Below are 16,420 nucleotides of genomic sequence, written 5' to 3' on the forward strand. Positions count from 1 at the left end.
CCATCCTCCTCACATGACTTCTCCGCCGGCGACGACGATCGCCTGGCCCGTGACAGAGCGCGCAAGATCGGACATCAGCCAGTGCACCGCGCCCGCCACCTCGTCGGGCTGGATCAGCCGGCCCTGCGGGTTGGTGCCGGTGAAGGTCGTCAGCGCCTCGGCCTCGCTCCGTCCCGTCTTGGCGACGATGGTCGCGACGGCGTCGCGGATGATGTCGGTGTCGGCATAGCCGGGGCAGATCGCGTTGACCGTGATCGCAGTCCCCGCCAGCTCGGTCGCCAGCGCGCGGGTCATCCCGAGCAGCGCGTGCTTGGTCGCGGTATAGGCGCTCACATAGGCATAGCCCTTGAGCGACGCGGTGCTGGCAATGTTGATGATCCGCCCCGAGGGCAGCTCGCGCATCGCCGGCAGCACCGCGCGGGTCGCATTGACCGCACCCATGACATTGGTCCGCCACAGCGCTTCCCAGACGTCGTTGCCCGTCTTCAGGAAGGGCGCGGTCTTTACCGATCCGGCGCAGTTGACCAGCGTGTCGACCGATCCGCGCTCCTGGGTCGCGCGCGCGAAGGCGGCGTCGACGGCTTCTGCATCGCCGACGTCGCAGGCGACCGCCAGCATGTCCGGATGCTCGGCGCGCGCCGCTTCGAGCCGTTCGGCATTCCGGCCCATGATGGTGACGCGGTGGCCGGCGCGGGCGATGTCGAGCGCGATGGCCCGACCGATCCCGCTGCCGCCGCCGGTCACCACGACATGGCGGAATGCGCTCACTTCAGCGGCACCATCTGCGCGGCGCGCTGCGCGTTGAGCTGGGCCTGGAAGAAGCCGCTCTTATACTGATCGGGCACGGGGGCCTTCTTATACTGCTGGCTGGCGGCCGCGTGCAGCGTCCAGTTCGGATCCATCTGGTGCGGGCGACCCATCGCGCAGAGATCGGCACGGCCGGCAGCGATGATCGAGTTGACGTGGTCGACCTCGTAGATGTTGCCGACCGCCATAGTCCTGACGTCGAGCTCGTTGCGGATCTGGTCGGAGAAGGGCGTCTGGAACATGCGGCCGTAGACCGGCTTCTCCTTCTTGCTGACCTGGCCCGACGACACGTCGACCAGATCGACGCCGGCCTCCTTGAACGCACGGCTGATCTCTACCGCCTCGTCGGGGGTGATGCCACCCTCGACCCAGTCATGCGCCGAGATACGCACCGACATCGGCTTGTCGGCCGGCCAGACCGCGCGCATCGCGTGGAAGATCTCGAGCGGATAGCGCAGGCGGTTCTCCAGGCTGCCGCCATAGTCGTCGGTCCGCTTGTTCTGCGTAGGACTGATGAAACCGGACAGCAGATAGCCGTGTGCGCAGTGCAGCTCGACCATGTCGAAGCCGGCGTCGAGCGCTCGGCGCGTCGCGTTGACGAAATCGTCGCGGATCGCGTCCATGCCCTCGCGGGTCAGCGGCACCGGAACCTGATTGTCGGGGCTGTAGGGGACGTCGGATGGGGCGACGACCTGCCAATTGCCTTCCTCCAGCGGCTTGTCGATGCCCTGCCAGGCGAGACGGGTCGAGCCCTTCGAGCCGCTATGGCCGAGCTGGACGCAGATCTTGGCGCCGGGCACACTGTGAACGAAGTCGGTCACGCGCTTCCAGGCGGCGGTCTGCTCGTCGTTCCACAGTCCGGTGCAGCCCGGGGTGATCCGCGCCTCGGGGGAGATGCAGGTCATCTCGGTGAGGATCAGGCCCGCGCCGCCCAGCGCACGCGCGCCATAATGGACGAGGTGGAAGTCGTTGGGCACGCCGTCGGTCGCCGAATACATCGCCATCGGCGACATCACGATGCGGTTGCGCAGCTCCATGTCGCGCAGACGGAAGGGCAGGAACATCGGCGGGACGGGCTCGTTCACGACCTCGCCGAACGCCTTGGTGGCGAGCTCGCGCTCGAGCTGGGCGAGCCAGGCCGGGTCGCGCAGGCGCAGATTCTCATGGCTCACCCGCTGGCTGCGGGTCAGCAGCGTATAGGTGAACTGCATCGGATCCATCTTCAGATAGCGGTCCAGATGCTCGAACCATTCGGTCGAGTTGCGCGCCGCATTCTGGATCTTGAGCACTTCGAGATGGCGCTCTTCGCGATATTCGTCGAGCGCGGCGACGACGCCTTCCTTGCTCTTGAAGTCGGGGCGGCTGACGACGTCGGCCAGCTTGATCGCATCCTCGAGCGCGAGCTTGGTGCCCGAGCCGATCGAGAAATGCGCGGTGTGGGCGGCATCGCCCAGCAGGATGATGTTCTTGTAGCTCCACTTGCCGCAGATCAGGCGCGGGAAGTTGATCCAGGCCGAGCCGCGAATATGGCTCGCATTGGTCATCAGCTTATGGCCGCCGAGATGGTCCGCGAAGATTTCCTCACAGAAGCGGCAGCTCTCTTCCTGGGTCATCCGGTCGAAGCCGACCTTCTCATAGACCTCGGGCGTGGTCTCGACGATGAAGGTCGCCGTGTCCTTGTCGAACTGGTAGGCGTGGGCCCAGATCCAGCCATATTCGGTGTTCACGAAGATGAAGTTGAACGCGTCGAAGCGCTGGTGCGTGCCGAGCCAGACGAACTTGTTGCGCTTGACGTCGATGTCGACGTCGAAATGCTCCTCATAGGCGCGGCGCAGCTTGCTGTTGACGCCGTCGGACGCGATCACGAGGTCGTAGCTCGACAGGAACTCCTCGTTCGGATCGACGTCGACCTCGAACTCCAGCTTCACGCCCAGTTCGCGCGCCCGGTCCTGCAGGATGTTCAGCAGCCGCTTGCGGCCTATGCCGATGAAACCGTGGCCGGTCGACGTGTTCTTCACCTTCTTGTCGCCATCGACGATGTGGACGTCGATATCGTCCCAATGGGCAAGCTCGTCGATCATCGTCTTGGCGCTGATCGGGTCGTTGCCGTTCAGATGCTCCATCGTCTGGTCCGAGAAGACGACGCCCCAGCCGAAGGTATCGCCGGGCCGGTTGCGCTCGAACACGGTGATGTCGTGCGACGGGTCGCGGAGCATCATCGAGATGGCGAAATAGAGCCCGGCCGGGCCGCCGCCCACGCATGCAATCTTCATCGGGGAGCCTCCGAAAACATTTTATGTCTAAAACATATCGGAGGCCGGGGATATTTCAAGCGTAAAGTAAATGATCTGGATCAACGCCCGTGCCAATGAAACTTCAGGACGTGAAACGGCCGTTCTCCCGGGCCAGCCCTTCCAATAGCGAACTGGTCTCCAACCCGTGGCGTTGCAACGACTCGAAAATCGTACCGGCGCCGACCTGATCGGCCCAATGCATTGGCCCGCCGCGATAGCGCGGCCAGCCATAGCCGTGGATCCAGACGACATCGATATCGGACGCGCGCTGCGCGATTCCCTCCTCGATGATGCGCGCGCCCTCGTTGACCATCACGTAGAGCGTGCGCTCGCGGATCTCGTCGTCACCGATCGCACGGCGCTCAGCACCCGACTTTCGCGCAAAGTCCTCGATGATCGCCAGCGCCTCGGGCGACGGCGTCCGGCGGCGGTCGGCGTCATAATCATAATAGCCCTTGCCGACCTTCTGACCGAAACGACCGGCCGCGCACATCGCATCCTGCAATGTCTCGATGCGGGCGGGGTCACGATGCCAGCCGATGTCGACACCGGCCAAATCCGACATCTGGAACGGACCCATCGGCATGCCGAAGCCGGTGTGGACGCGGTCGATCTGCTCGGGCGTCGCGCCCTCCATCAGCAGCGCAATCGCCTGCTTGCGGCGCTGCGCCAGCATGCGGTTGCCGATGAAGCCATAGCAGTTGCCGGCAACGACGGCGGTCTTGCCGATCCGGCGGCCGAGTTGCATCGCCGTCTTGAGCACGTCCGGCGCCGTTCGTGCCCCACGGACGATCTCGAGCAGCTTCATGATGTTCGCCGGAGAGAAGAAGTGCATCCCCAGGAAGCGCTCGGGATGCGACAGCGACGCCGCGATCTCGTCGACATCGAGATAGCTGGTGTTGGTCGCGAGAATGGCGTCGGGACGCACGACCTTGTCGAGCGCGCCGAAGACATCCTTCTTGACGCTCATCAGTTCGAACACCGCCTCGATCACGAGATCGCAGCCGGCAAGCTCCTCATAGCGGAGCGACGGCGACAGCAAAGCCTTCGCGCGCGCCGCTGCGTCTGCGCTGAGACGGCCCTTGGCAACCGATCCGTCGAGCGTCTTGCCGATGCTGGCGACGCCGCGATCCAAAGCTGCTGCATCCAGCTCGAGCAAGGAGACCCGCAGCCCCGCCAGCAGGAAGTTGATCGCGATGCCCGTTCCCATCGTGCCGGCGCCGATGATGCCGACATGCTCGACCGGGCGGACGGCGACATCGTCGCCGATCCCGTCGATCCGGCTCGCCTGCCGCTCGGCGCCGAACAGATAGCGCAGCGCGCGCGACTGCTCGCCATTTTCGAGCGCCAGGAACAGGCGGCGTTCCAGTGCCTGCCCGTCCGTCATCGACAGGGTCGCTGCACCGAGCACTGCCTCGATCGCCGCCTCGGGCGCGGCCTGGCCCGCGATCTTGCGGCCATTATCGGCCTTGAACCGGGCGACCAAAGCCTCGTCGGACGCGACCGGACGCTCGCCGGTGCGGGGCAGCGGGTGGCAGTCCGCGACCTCACGCGCAAAGGCGATCGCCGCGTCGCGCAGCTCGGCGTCGTCGACGACCCGGTCGATCAGGCCATGGTCCGCGGCGACTGCGGCACCCGATTGATCGCCCAGGACAATCATGCGCATCGCGACATCGAGTCCGACCAGCCGCGGCAGGCGCTGTGTGCCGCCAGAGCCGGGGATCAGCCCCAGCTTGACCTCCGGCATGCCGAACTTCGCGCTGCGGGCGGCGATCCGGTAATGCGCCGCCAGCGCCACTTCCAGTCCGCCGCCGAGCGCGGTGCCGTGTATCGCCGCCACCACCGGCTTCGAGCTGGCTTCGATCGCATCGCACAGCGCGGGCAGGACAGGATCGAGGCGGGGCTTGCCGAACTCGGCAATATCCGCCCCGGCGAAGAAGGTCCTGCCGGAGCAAAGAATGACGACGGCGGATATCTCGGGGTCTGAAGCTGCAGCCGCTATGCCTTCGGCAAGGCCGGCGCGGACGGCATGGCCCAACGCGTTGACGGGGGGATAGTTGGCCGTGAGGACCAATATCCCGGCGAGCTTCTCCTGCGTCACAACCATCGTCCCACCCTCCAAGGCGATTTCGAATGTCTCCGGCGCCACCGCACTAACGAGGAATTATTTTAAGTCTATACTATTATCGCCCGACAGCGACCGGTCGGCTTCTCGCCATGTTCACCGGATCGGCGACGGGTTCAGGCGACGACGAGAAACGCGTTCATCGCGCTACGCATGTCGTCGGGCCAGGGCACGGCCTTCCGTGCGGCCAGATCCATGCACACCAGCACCCCGCTTCCGGAAATGCGCTGCTGTCCGTCGACCGACATGCGAAAGTCATAGGCGCAGCTCGATCCGCCGATGCGGCGGGGTTCGATCGCGATGTCGAGTATGTCGCCAAGCTCGCTCGGTGCCTGGAAGTCGCACTGCAGGCTCACCGTCGGCACGCCCAGTTGCCGCCGGACATGCAGCCCGTGGAAATCATGGCCCATCGCGGCGAACCAGTCTTCGACCGCGCCGTTGAGAAACTCGAAATAGCGCGGGTAGAAGACGATCGCCGCAGCGTCGATATGCGCAAAGCGAACCTGCGCCTTGGTGCGAAAGCCCATCAGGAGCGCCCGATCGAGACTTTGAGATCGGCCAGCAGGTCGTAGAGCTGCTGCTGCTTCTCGCGCGGGAACTCCTTCATCGCGTCGCGTACCCAGCCCTGGTGATCGCGGGCCATGCGCCGGAAGAGCGTCTTGCCCTCGGGCGTCAGGGTCACGATCGCCGAGCGCCGGTCGTTGGGATCGACCTTGGTGGCGACGAGCTTCTGCGATTCGAGCTGTCGCACGATCGAGGTGACGTTGCCGTTGGACACGAGCAGCGCCCGCGAGAGATCGCCCATCGTCTGCCCCTCGGGATAGCGATCGAGCGAGGCCATCACGTCGAAGCGCGGCAGGGTCGTGTCGAACTGCTCGGCAAAGTTGCGCCGCAGCCGCTTCTCGATCCGCATGGCGCAGCTCAGCAGGCGGACCCAGACCCGCAGGTCCATCGGCGCCTCGAGAGAGCCGTCGTGCTTTTCCTCCATCTATCCCTCGCCAACGCGCGTCGTTCCCGCGATCGGCCGGGAACAGCCCATCTGACGGCGCGCGCAGCTTGGTTCAATCTTAAAATAGTAAGGCCGAGCCTAAATTTCCTTTCGCGCTGCGCTGCACAATTTGCTTTAAGGCTAAACTATCATGGAGAAGGCGGCAGCCTGTGTCGGCACGGGTCACCGCATCGGAGGAACGATCATGACCGAAGCTTTCATCTGCGACGCGCTGCGCACGCCCATCGGCCGCCATGGCGGCGCGCTTTCCGCCGTTCGCGCGGACGATCTCGCAGCCGCCCCGATCCGCGCGGTGGTCGAGCGCAGCGGCCTCGATCCTGCCGTCATCGACGACGTCTTTCTGGGCTGCGCCAACCAGGCGGGCGAGGACAATCGCAACGTGGCCCGGATGGCCGCGCTGCTCGCCGGTCTGCCCGTCACCGTCGGCGGCGTCACCCTCAATCGCCTTTGCGCCAGCGGGGCTGATGCTGTCGGGACTGCCGCCCGCGCGATCCGATTGGGCGAGATCGAGGTCGCCATCGCCGGTGGGGTCGAGAGCATGACGCGTGCGCCCTTCGTGCTCGCCAAGGCGGACAAGCCCTTCGCACGCAATGCCGAGATTGCGGACACCACGATCGGCTGGCGCTTCGTCAACCGCCAGATGAAGAGCCTCTACGGCACGGACTCGATGCCCGAAACCGGCGAGAATGTCGCCGACCTTCATGGCGTCGACCGGGCAGCCCAGGATGGTTATGCGCTACGCAGCCAACAACGCACCGCCGCCGCGCAGGCCTCCGGCTATTTCGCAGAAGAGATCGTTCCGGTCACGATCAAGGGCCGGAAGGGCGAGGTGATCGTCGATCGCGACGAACATCCGCGCGCCGATACGACGCTGGAAGCGCTTGCTGCGCTCAAGCCGATCGTCCGCCCGGACGGCACCGTCACGGCGGGCAATGCGTCGGGCGTGAACGACGGCGCCGCCGCCCTGCTGCTGGCGAGCGAGACCGCCGCGAAACGCCATGGCCTCACGCCGCGCGCACGTTTCCTGGGCATGGCGACGGCCGGGGTGGAGCCACGGCTGATGGGGATCGGTCCGGTTCCGGCGACCCGCAAGCTGCTCGATCGTCTCGGCCTGACGATCGGGGACTTCGACGTGATCGAACTCAACGAAGCCTTCGCATCACAGGTGCTGGCATCGCTGGCCGATTTCGGCCTCCCCGGCGACGCCGAGCATGTGAACCCGCATGGGGGCGCTATCGCGCTGGGCCACCCGCTCGGCATGACCGGCGCCCGTCTTGTGCAGACCGCCGTCCATGCGCTGGAAAAGCGGGCGGGCCGGCGGGCGCTCGTCACGATGTGCATCGGCGTCGGCCAGGGCCTTGCCCTCGCGGTCGAACGCGTCTGACGCCTGACGAGGTCAGGCGGACACGACCGCGAGTTCCCGCGCCTCGAACGCCAGCGGAATGCGTACTTCCGCCGCGAAGCCCTCCGGTGACGGACGGAGCGTGACGTCGCCGCCATGCGCCCGGGCGATGGAGCGACAGACGGCAAGTCCCAGGCCGCTGCCGCGCTTGTCGCTCGCCCGCGCATTGGCGGCGCGGTAGAAGGGCTCGAACGCCCTTTCGAGATCCTCCACCGGCACGCCGGGGCCCTCGTCGATCACTTGCGCGACGACGTCGGCATCGTCGACCAGCAAGCGCACCCGGGCGCGCTCGCCATATTTCGCTGCATTCTCGAACAGATTGGAGAACAGGCGGCGCATGCCCATCACGTCGACATCGACCGGCGCAGGCGCCATCGTTTCTATACGGACGTCGTTGCCGACGATCGCCGCATCCTCGGCGACATCCTCGACGATCGTCCGCAGGTCGATACGTTCGCGGACGCCCGGCGAGGAGGCGTCGCGGATGAAGGCGAGGACCGAATTGATCATCTCCTCCATCTCCTCGACCTCCTCGATCATGCCTTCGCGCGTCGCCTCGTCGTCGACCTCTTCGATGCGGAAGCGCAGCCGCGTGAGCGGGGTCCGCAGGTCGTGGCTGATCGCACCGATCATGGCCGTCCGGTCCCCCACGAAACTCTTGAGCCGGCTCTGCATGACGTTGAAGGCATGCGCCGCGCGGCCGACTTCGGCGGGACCGTCGAGATCGAGCACCGGCGCGGTCGGATCGCGACCGAGCTTCTCCGCCGCCTCGGCAAAGGCGACGAGCGGCTTGCTCATCCGTCGGGCGAACAGCCAGCCCAGCGGCGCGACGATGGCGAACGCCATGGCGAACCAGAGCAGGACGCGGCGCTGCCAGCTATTGGGGAAGGGTTCCGGTGCCGGCTGCACGACCGACCAGTGACCGTCCGGCAGTCGCAGCGCGGCGACGAAATCGCCTTCGACGAAGGGCGCGGGCGCCAGGCCGAACAGCCCACGCTCGCGCGGCACCAACGGCACCGGCGCATCATAGGTGATGGCGGGATCGAGCTGATCCGGCGCGGGCGCGGCAGGGGCTTCCTGAAGAGGCAATTGCAGGATCGTCGAAGGCATCGGGCCGCTCCGCAAGGGAAGCTGGGGCAGAGGGGCGGATTGCTGCGGCTTGAGCAATATCGTCGGCACGCGCGACAGGTCTATCGTAGCCCCGCCGGTCGCGGCCTGGGGCGGCTGGCTCTGCGCACGAAGCTGGTTTTCGAGCGAGGACATCGGCGTCGGCATGCCGGGCATGAACGGCCGCAATCCCGGCTGGAGGGCGTTGAGGGGCGGCTGCGGCACGGCGCTGCCGGCGCCGGCGGTACCAGTGTTGCCGGGCACGATGGTCGTGCCCGGGATCACGCCGATGGCGCCGGGGCGGAAAGGCGGAAGGGTTATGACCTCGCCGCCCTGCTGGGGGCCACCCAGTATCTCGGGGATCGTCTCGCCGCGATCACCGCCGATCCAGATGCCGTCACGCCCTTGCAGCGGTGTCGGATCGATCTCGAACAGCGCACCCGGGAACGGCCGCTGCCCCTCCCGGCCGGCGGGAATATCGATCGGCGTCCCCGCCCTGCCGCCATCACGCTGAGGACGAACCTCCGGCGGAAGCATGTCGCGATTGGGTGCCCCGCGCGAGGGCGGCAGCCGGACGCCGTTGGGCAGCAATATGCCCTGCGCGCCGGGCGGAAGCGGCCTGACCGGCGGCATCGTCGCCTGCGCCAGGATCAACCGGGGCCGTGCGTCGTCTGGCGCAGCTGTCCCGGCCGACAGGTGCAGCCATGCCTCACGCGGCGCCGCGGCGCCGTCGCCGGCCATCGCCATCTTGCGCGTCGCGACCGTACCCGCGAATGGAAGCGGCGTGTAAAAGCTCAGCCTTACGTCGAGCGGATCGGCGCCCAGCATATTGGCGAGATCCCGTCGGGACCGTTCCGACACGAGCCAACCCCGCCCGCCTAGGTCGGGGGGACCCGTCTGGATATCGCGCCGCAGGTTACCGGCCACCTTCTGCCCACGCAGCGCGGCCGCCACCGAGTCGAGATGATATTGCGGGGTCGGCGCCGGCGGCAGCAGCACGGTCAGCAGCAGAGTGACGATCTGCGCGACCACCAGACCGCCCAGCAGCAGCATCACGATCTGGACGACCAGCGCCGGCCCGCGCAGCGGACGAAGAGAAGCCTTTGTCATGGCCGGCGATTGTGCCACGAGACTCGGCGATTAGCCATCGACGCGCGCGTCGTCGGGCTCCTCCGCGAGACCGCGACGGAAACTCTTCAGCCCCTGCCCCAGATCGGCCATCGCCGATGAGAAACGGCGCCCGCCGAACAGCAACGTCGCCGCCACGGCCACGATCGCCCAATGCGCGATGCTCACTCCACCCATGCCCCAGCCTTCCTTCGCTATATGTCCGCCGTTCGGGCGACCGCGGCGATGCCGCGCCGTCCCTCGCACCGGTCGAGTTGCACCACGATGTCGATGACCGTGCGGGCATAAGCGAGCGTGTCCGCGCGCCCGAGCCCCAGTCCGGCCTGCATCACCATGAGAGCCAGCTGCTCCAGCGCACCGCGCGGCGAATTGGCGTGGATCGTGGCCAGCGATCCCGGATGCCCGGTGTTGATCGCCCTCAGGAAGCTGACGACTTCGGCCCCGCGCAGCTCGCCGAGGACGATGCGATCGGGGCGCAGCCGCAACGCGGCCTGAACCAGGTCGTCCGCAGTGATCCTGGCCTCGCCGAGCATGCCCTTCACGGCGACAAGGCCGACACCGTTGGCAACCGGAATCCGGATTTCCGGCGTGTCTTCCACCAACACGATCCGTTCCTGCGATCCTACCTCGCGAAGCAGGGCGTTGAGGAAGGTCGTCTTCCCGGTCGACGTCCCCCCGCTGATCAGGATCGTCCGACGCTGGCGGACCGCCTCGCGCAGATAGTCGATCGGATCGGCTCCATCCGGCAGGGCTTCGAGCGGAGCCTGACCCCGGACCAGCGACCGGCCATAGCTCTCCAGCGGCACGTCGAGCAGGCGATGCCGCCGGATCGCCATCGCCCAGTCGCCACGTGTCGCCGTCGGCGCGACGATCTGTATCCGGGCCCCGTCCGGGAGCGTGGCCGCCAGCAACGGCTGCTCGCGATTGATGCCCTGATGGCTGATCCGCGCGACCTGTTCGGACAGGCGACGCAGAAGGCGCGCGTCCAGCGCGGGCAGCGCATGGACTTCCATGCCGGAGGCCCCCTCGACCCAGATCTCGCCCGGCCGGTTCACCAGCAGTTCGGTAACGTCGTCCCGTTCCAGCCAGGGTGCGAAGATGCCCAGATAAGCGGACAGGAAGACGTCGCTGTCTGGCTCGACGGCACGCAAGGGGATGGTCATGGAGCGGGCTCCTCGACCACCGTCGAGAAGTCGAGGTCCCGGGCCGTGAAGATGCGTATCGGCTGCCCCTGCCTGATCCTGATGGTAGGCGGAATGTGGGCGTCGCGCTGTGCTGCGACCGAAGCCGCGCTTTGTCCGCCCGATACGATGAGGGAAGCGCCGCCGGATGCCAGCGCCCCCAGCCCACCCACTGCGGACAGCAGAACGGCGGATCCGAAGCGCTTGCCGAAATGGCCGTCTACCTCGCCGGTCAGGCCGCTGCGGCCGGCATAGTCGGTCGTCGGCGAGGCGAGCGCGATCGAGACCCCGTCCGGGCGAATGAGGCGCGTCCAGAGCACATAGGCGCGGGTCTGGCCCGCCGCGAGGCCCGACTTATACTGCCCGATCAGCCGCGAGGAGCGCGGGATGAGAATTCGACTGCCGTCGAACGACCGCACGTCCTGGCTGACGACCGCCCGGACATAGCCGGGAAGATCGCTGTCGATCGCCGTTTCCAGTATCGCGGCGATCAGCGTGCCCTGGGTGATCGTGTTGGCGGGATCAACCAGGCGCGTAGCGCTGGCCGTCTCCACGCCGGCGTCGGCCAGCCGGGCGGCAAAACTCTCATTGTCACCCAGCCCCTGTCCGGCAGCTGCCTTCGGAGGGGCGGCCGCCTGTGGGCCAGCCATCGGGGTCGGCACCGCCGCCGTCCTGGCGCCACTCATGTCGAACACCATGACCGGGGAGGACATGGCGCCACCCTGGACCGGAGCCGTAGCCATGTCGGGAGCAGCCTGCGGCAGTGGTTGAGCCGTGGACGGATCGGGCGGGACGGCGGATCGGGGGGAAGGAACAGGTGGCGGCACCGCGACCGGTACAGCGACAGGGCGGGGAGCAGCGGTCGCGCGCGGCGCGCGCTGGCCGCTCATCGACCAGAATGTCGCCGCGCCCAGCAGCAAGGCGATCGCCCCGCCCGCAAGCAATCCCGCGCGATCCGAGCGTCGCGGACGCGCCGCGACCACCGGATAGGCATTGCGGCTCGCGAGCAGCAGCGCCTGATCGTCCAGATCGGCGCGGGGATCTCCTCCGATCACCGGCACAGGAATGAGGACGCCGTTCATCGCGCCGCCCTTTCCTGAGCCTTGCTGGCGGCAGCTGCCGCGCGGCTCAGCGTGGCCATGGCTTGGCCCGACCGCAGGACGAGCGTGTCGGGAATATGATCGATCACGACATAGTCCCCCTTGATGCTGTAATTGACCGGACCTTCGACGCCCTGGGCATCGAGCGCCAGCAGCGCCGGCAGGGTCGCCGACCGGTCCCAGGCGAGATACAGCGCCTGCCCGTCGTCGAAAGCCCGACGGGGAAGAAGCGCGGTCTTGCCTTTGCCAGCCCAGTCGAACCGCAGATCGAGCGCCGTTGGCCGCTGAACCGCCACCGACAGCGGCGGAGGGGGTGGCTGCGACACATCGCTGATGACGGGATCGGGATAGGTAAATCGCAGCGCATAGAGCGGCCGTGCGGCGCGGCGCGGCGCGACCAGGTCGAACATATAGGTCCGCCGGTCGGTGACCACCGTCATGTTGGTACGCGCTGCGACGCCGTTCGGCTTCAGGAACAGCAGGCTGGCACGGCGATTGGGCGTAACCTGCCATGCGGCGGAGTCCCCTATCGCGACATTCTCGATCCGTTCATCCGGAGCGAACTCGATCGTCGACTGGATGCCCGGCTGGCCGACCACGGTGACGACGGCGGAAGGATCGTAGAGCTGGGCACGGATGCGCTGATCCTCGGCGGACGCCTGTCCGGCGGTCGCGAGGATGCAGAGTGCGAAGGCGAAGCGGATCATCGGTACGTCTCCCGGGGGAGCTGGGGGGCGGTCTGGCGATACTGGCTGCCGATCCCCCGTGCCCGACCGTCGGCCGAGGGCGAACCGCCGGGCACGGAAGACTGCATGGCGGCCTCCGCAAGGCTTTCGCTGCGCAACATGATCGTCGCAGCGGAGGTTTGCGGCGGAGAGCCGGCCATCGGGTTCAGGCCGGCAATGATCTCGCGAACGCGCTCGGTTTCGGCGGGCCGGACGACCGCCCCGACCGGATTGCCGCCGCCGACCGTCGGAGGCTCGGGCGCGCCAACGCTGAACATGGGCCGTTCCGTGGTATCGGAGGACGAAGTCCGCCAGGCTGCGGTGAGGGCCGCAAGCATATGGAAGACGACGATCATCAGCCCGCAATAGACGATAGCGGCAAGGAGGATGGTGACGCAGGACCGCATGGTCGGCTCCCCCATGCCAAGACCCGCCACGACGGGCGCGATCATCGCCAGTGCGCCGCCGCCGATCAGCACCGCAAAAAGGGGCACGAGCGCGAACATGGCGAGGCAGCGCAGCCAGCCCTGAAACAGTCCGCGTGTTCCTTCGAACAGCGACAGGACGATGAATACGGGTCCGAGCGCGAGCAGGGCTGCTAGCGTGATCCGCGCGATCAGAAGCACGCCGACGGTCCCGATCAGAAGCAGCAACGCGCCGAGCCAGAGTATGTCCGAAGGCGTGGCAATGCTCTTGCCGGCCGCTGTCGCGCCATCGGCCTGCGCGGACGTTGCGGCCTCGGCTATCACTGCAAACAGGGTGTCCAGGCGCTCCGCAAATTGCAGCGTCGCCGAACCGCGCACCCCCGTGAGCAGGCTTGCAACCTCGTCCGGCGCCCCGACCGCCAGATTCCAGACGACGCTCTGATAGGCGACCCACGATGTGGCGAAGGTCAGGACGAGCCCGAGCGTCATCGCGCGAGGGCTGAGGGTCGACAGGGACAAGCGCGATCGTCCCGTCAGCAGGCCGACCGCCATCCAGCCGATGAACAGCGTCAGCAGTGCCGTCAGCGCCAGGCCCAGTTGTCCGTCGACGCCGAACAACCGCCCGAAGGCCATCGCCGTCGCCTTGCCGCTCGCACAATCGACCGCGCGCAGGGCGGTGGCGATCCCACCGGCGCCCTCCATCGACAGGCTGGGGCAGCCGGTCATTCGGCAGCCTCCAAAAGCGCCGCATCGCCATCCCCGGCGGGCCATGCCGCACCCGCGATGATCGGATACCAGCGCGCCGGATCATCGCCGACCGCGGCGCGGACGATGTCGAGCCGGCGAACGGTCGCTTCGCGACCGGAGAGGACCGTCAGCAACGCGGGCATTCCCGCAAGGTCGAGCCGGGCGACCACCGAATGGTTGGCATGCCGGACCAGGAAGCAGCGGCTGTTCGAGGGAAGCGAACGGATGAGATCGAGCTCGTGCTCCGACAGCCCGAAACCTGCGCAATAATCCTCCTTTCGCGCCTTGGCGTTCGGTGTGAAGATCATCGTCGCGGTCTGCTCGACGATCGCCGAGGCAATGCTGCTGTCGAGCGCATCCCTGGCCGACTGCGTCGCGAAGCCGACGATCGCGTTGCGCTTGCGAAGCGTCTTCATCCAGTCGCGGATCCGCGCCGCGAACAGCGGATCGTCGAGCGCCTTCCACCCCTCGTCGATCAGGATCATCGTCGGCTCCCCATCGAGCCGCTCCTCGATCCGATGGAACAGGTACATCATCGTGGGGGTGCGCAATTCGGGCTGATCCAGCAGCGCTGTCATGTCGAAACCGGCGACGCGCACCGAAAGATCGAGCGCGTCGCGCATATTGTCGAACAGCCAGGCATGCTCGCCCTGCCCGATCCACGGGTCGAGCCGGCAGGCGAGATCCCCGGCTTCCGGCCGCCGTCCCCCGCGCAGCAGGTCACGCACATGGCACAGCCGCCTGAGCACGGGTTCATGATCGTAGCAGGCATCGATCGCCTCGGCGACGATCGCGCTCTCCTCCGCGCCTTCCGCCTTTACGAGGGTCGCCAGCCATTCGCGCAGGAACGCACGGTTGACCGGGGTGTCGGCAAGCAGAAGCGGGTTGAAGCCGGTCGCGGTTCCCGGGGTCAGGCGGGCATAATGGCCGCCAATGCCGCGCAGGAAGATCTCTGCGCCTCGATCCTTGTCGAAGAAGACGGTGCGCGGCGCGAATTTCTGCGCCTGCGCCGTCAGGAAGTTCAGCACGACCGTCTTGCCCGATCCGGACGGGCCGATGACCGTGAAGTTGCCGAGATCATTTTCGTGGAAGTTGAAGAAATAGGGCGTCGAGGCCGTTGTCTCCAGGACCGTCACCGCCGCCCCCCAGTGGTTGCCGCGCGGCTGGCCCATCGGGTGTCCATGCAGCGACAGGAAGCCGGCGGCATTGGCGGTGGAGATGAGAGCCCGGCGAACGATATAGGCTTCGTTACCGGGAAACTGACCCCAGAAGGACGGCTCCAGATTGACGTCCTCGCGCACGGCGACGGTGCCTGTATCGGCCAGCGCGGCCGTCGCCAGGGCCATGGCGCGATCCAGTTCGCCGAGATCCGACGCGCGCACCAGAAGGCTGAGGTGATGATCGCCGAAACCGGCCTGACCGGACCCGAGCGCATCGCGCGCCGCCATCATCTCGGCGCGCTCCGCGGCGGCCCCTTCGTCCGCGACGCGCAGACGCCGCAGCGCCAGGTCGATCCGCTCACGTGCGACCTGCCGGTCGACCGGAGCGAAACTTTCGGTGAGCACCAGTTCATGGGGCAGCCGCAGCAGCCCGTCGATCAATCCCGGCCGTGTCGCATCGGGATAGTCCTTGATGCCCAGCATCGCAGCAAAGCTCCGCCCCGAGGGACCGCGCGTCTCGATGGCGTCGAGGCCGAAGCTGACCCGAGCATAAGGGAGGAACTCGCCGAGGACGCGGTCGTCCTGTGGCCGTTGAACGGGCCGCATCTCGCCGTTGTACAAGGCGGACAACAGCTCCAGCGGTTCGGAACACGCTCCCCCATGGAGCGGGTAGGAGCCCAGCAGCCTGGCACCATAGGGCTCGAGCGCCGACAGCAAGGCGGTCGTCGCGAGATCGAGGGCGCGCAGGTCGCTCTGGTCGATCGCGCTGGAAAGACTGCGCCGCAGTCTTTCGGCCCAGCCGCTCTTGCCCCGTGCGGGACGGCGCACGATCGTCACGAACTGCTCGTTGACGTAGAGCCTGCGCGCGCCGAGCCGCTCGCGCCACCCTCTGTCGATCTCGACAGAAAGCGGATCCGACTGCACCTCGGCCAGTTCCGGCACGATCCGGCGCCGGACGACATGATGATAGAGAACGAACCTGGCATCGAGCATGCTGCGCAGCATGACTTCGCGCACCGCCAGCCGGTGGTTCAGCATGTCGGCCTCTTCCGTCTCGAACGGCAGGCCGGGAATGTGCATCGACCGCATCAGCGCACCGTCCCGCAGGGCCACGCTGTGCTCATCGACGAGACGCTCATAAGGCAGCCGATCGCCAGCCCTCGCTTCGCGCCTTGCCCAGGCGGCTGGTCCGATCCAGCGTGTCATGCGG

13 protein-coding genes are annotated in these 16,420 nt (G+C 67.1%); 1 reads left to right on the forward strand and 12 read right to left on the reverse strand.

The window, feature by feature from the left end:
• Positions 1 to 9: 9 nt before the first annotated feature.
• From G6P88_RS10490 to G6P88_RS10510, 5 genes are all read right to left on the reverse strand, one after another.
• A complete protein-coding gene (locus tag G6P88_RS10490; protein WP_206335743.1) occupies positions 10 to 768 on the reverse strand; it encodes an SDR family NAD(P)-dependent oxidoreductase in 759 nt (252 codons plus the stop codon).
• On the reverse strand, positions 765 to 3,080 hold the full coding sequence (locus G6P88_RS10495) for a bifunctional salicylyl-CoA 5-hydroxylase/oxidoreductase (RefSeq protein WP_165323107.1): 2,316 nt from the start codon (positions 3,078 to 3,080) through the stop codon (positions 765 to 767). The genes G6P88_RS10490 and G6P88_RS10495 overlap by 4 nt, the downstream gene beginning before the upstream one ends.
• 103 nt (positions 3,081 to 3,183) lie before the next feature.
• Positions 3,184 to 5,208: a 3-hydroxyacyl-CoA dehydrogenase NAD-binding domain-containing protein gene (locus tag G6P88_RS10500; protein WP_165323108.1), complete on the reverse strand. Its 2,025-nt coding sequence runs from the start codon at positions 5,206 to 5,208 to the stop codon at positions 3,184 to 3,186.
• A gap of 134 nt (positions 5,209 to 5,342) precedes the next feature.
• A complete protein-coding gene (locus G6P88_RS10505) occupies positions 5,343 to 5,753 on the reverse strand; it encodes an acyl-CoA thioesterase (protein WP_165323109.1) in 411 nt (136 codons plus the stop codon).
• Positions 5,753 to 6,214 (reverse strand): MarR family winged helix-turn-helix transcriptional regulator, encoded by a 462-nt coding sequence (locus G6P88_RS10510; RefSeq protein WP_165323110.1) that lies wholly within the window; start codon positions 6,212 to 6,214, stop codon positions 5,753 to 5,755. The genes G6P88_RS10505 and G6P88_RS10510 overlap by 1 nt, the downstream gene beginning before the upstream one ends.
• Positions 6,215 to 6,419: 205 nt before the next feature.
• On the opposite strand from G6P88_RS10510, the gene pcaF reads away from it, so the two are divergent.
• The gene (gene pcaF, locus G6P88_RS10515) at positions 6,420 to 7,619 is read left to right on the forward strand and encodes a 3-oxoadipyl-CoA thiolase (protein ID WP_165323111.1); all 1,200 of its coding nucleotides are present in this window, start codon (positions 6,420 to 6,422) and stop codon (positions 7,617 to 7,619) included.
• A gap of 12 nt (positions 7,620 to 7,631) precedes the next feature.
• Here the strand turns inward: pcaF and G6P88_RS10520 are convergent, their stop codons facing one another.
• The 7 genes from G6P88_RS10520 to G6P88_RS10550 are packed head-to-tail and all read right to left on the reverse strand — an operon-like array spanning position 7,632 to position 16,416.
• Positions 7,632 to 9,854: an ATP-binding protein gene (locus tag G6P88_RS10520; RefSeq protein WP_165323112.1), complete on the reverse strand. Its 2,223-nt coding sequence runs from the start codon at positions 9,852 to 9,854 to the stop codon at positions 7,632 to 7,634.
• A gap of 30 nt (positions 9,855 to 9,884) precedes the next feature.
• Entirely contained in the window at positions 9,885 to 10,049 is a 165-nt protein-coding gene (locus tag G6P88_RS10525; protein WP_165323113.1) for a twin-arginine translocase TatA/TatE family subunit, read from the reverse strand.
• Between the two features lie 17 nt (positions 10,050 to 10,066).
• The gene (virB11, locus tag G6P88_RS10530) at positions 10,067 to 11,035 is read right to left on the reverse strand and encodes a P-type DNA transfer ATPase VirB11 (RefSeq protein WP_165323114.1); all 969 of its coding nucleotides are present in this window, start codon (positions 11,033 to 11,035) and stop codon (positions 10,067 to 10,069) included.
• Entirely contained in the window at positions 11,032 to 12,135 is a 1,104-nt protein-coding gene (locus G6P88_RS10535) for a TrbI/VirB10 family protein (RefSeq protein ID WP_165323115.1), read from the reverse strand. The genes virB11 and G6P88_RS10535 overlap by 4 nt, the downstream gene beginning before the upstream one ends.
• Entirely contained in the window at positions 12,132 to 12,860 is a 729-nt protein-coding gene (locus tag G6P88_RS10540) for a TrbG/VirB9 family P-type conjugative transfer protein (RefSeq protein ID WP_165323116.1), read from the reverse strand. The genes G6P88_RS10535 and G6P88_RS10540 overlap by 4 nt, the downstream gene beginning before the upstream one ends.
• Positions 12,857 to 14,029, reverse strand: coding sequence for a TrbL/VirB6 family protein (locus G6P88_RS10545; RefSeq protein ID WP_165323117.1), 1,173 nt, complete (start codon positions 14,027 to 14,029; stop codon positions 12,857 to 12,859). Before G6P88_RS10545 ends, G6P88_RS10540 begins: the two co-directional genes overlap by 4 nt.
• On the reverse strand, positions 14,026 to 16,416 hold the full coding sequence (locus G6P88_RS10550) for a VirB4 family type IV secretion/conjugal transfer ATPase (RefSeq protein ID WP_165323118.1): 2,391 nt from the start codon (positions 16,414 to 16,416) through the stop codon (positions 14,026 to 14,028). Before G6P88_RS10550 ends, G6P88_RS10545 begins: the two co-directional genes overlap by 4 nt.
• Positions 16,417 to 16,420 lie beyond the last annotated feature (4 nt).

Origin of the sequence: Rhizorhabdus phycosphaerae (assembly GCF_011044255.1) — a bacterium.
Taxonomy (GTDB): domain Bacteria; phylum Pseudomonadota; class Alphaproteobacteria; order Sphingomonadales; family Sphingomonadaceae; genus Rhizorhabdus; species Rhizorhabdus phycosphaerae.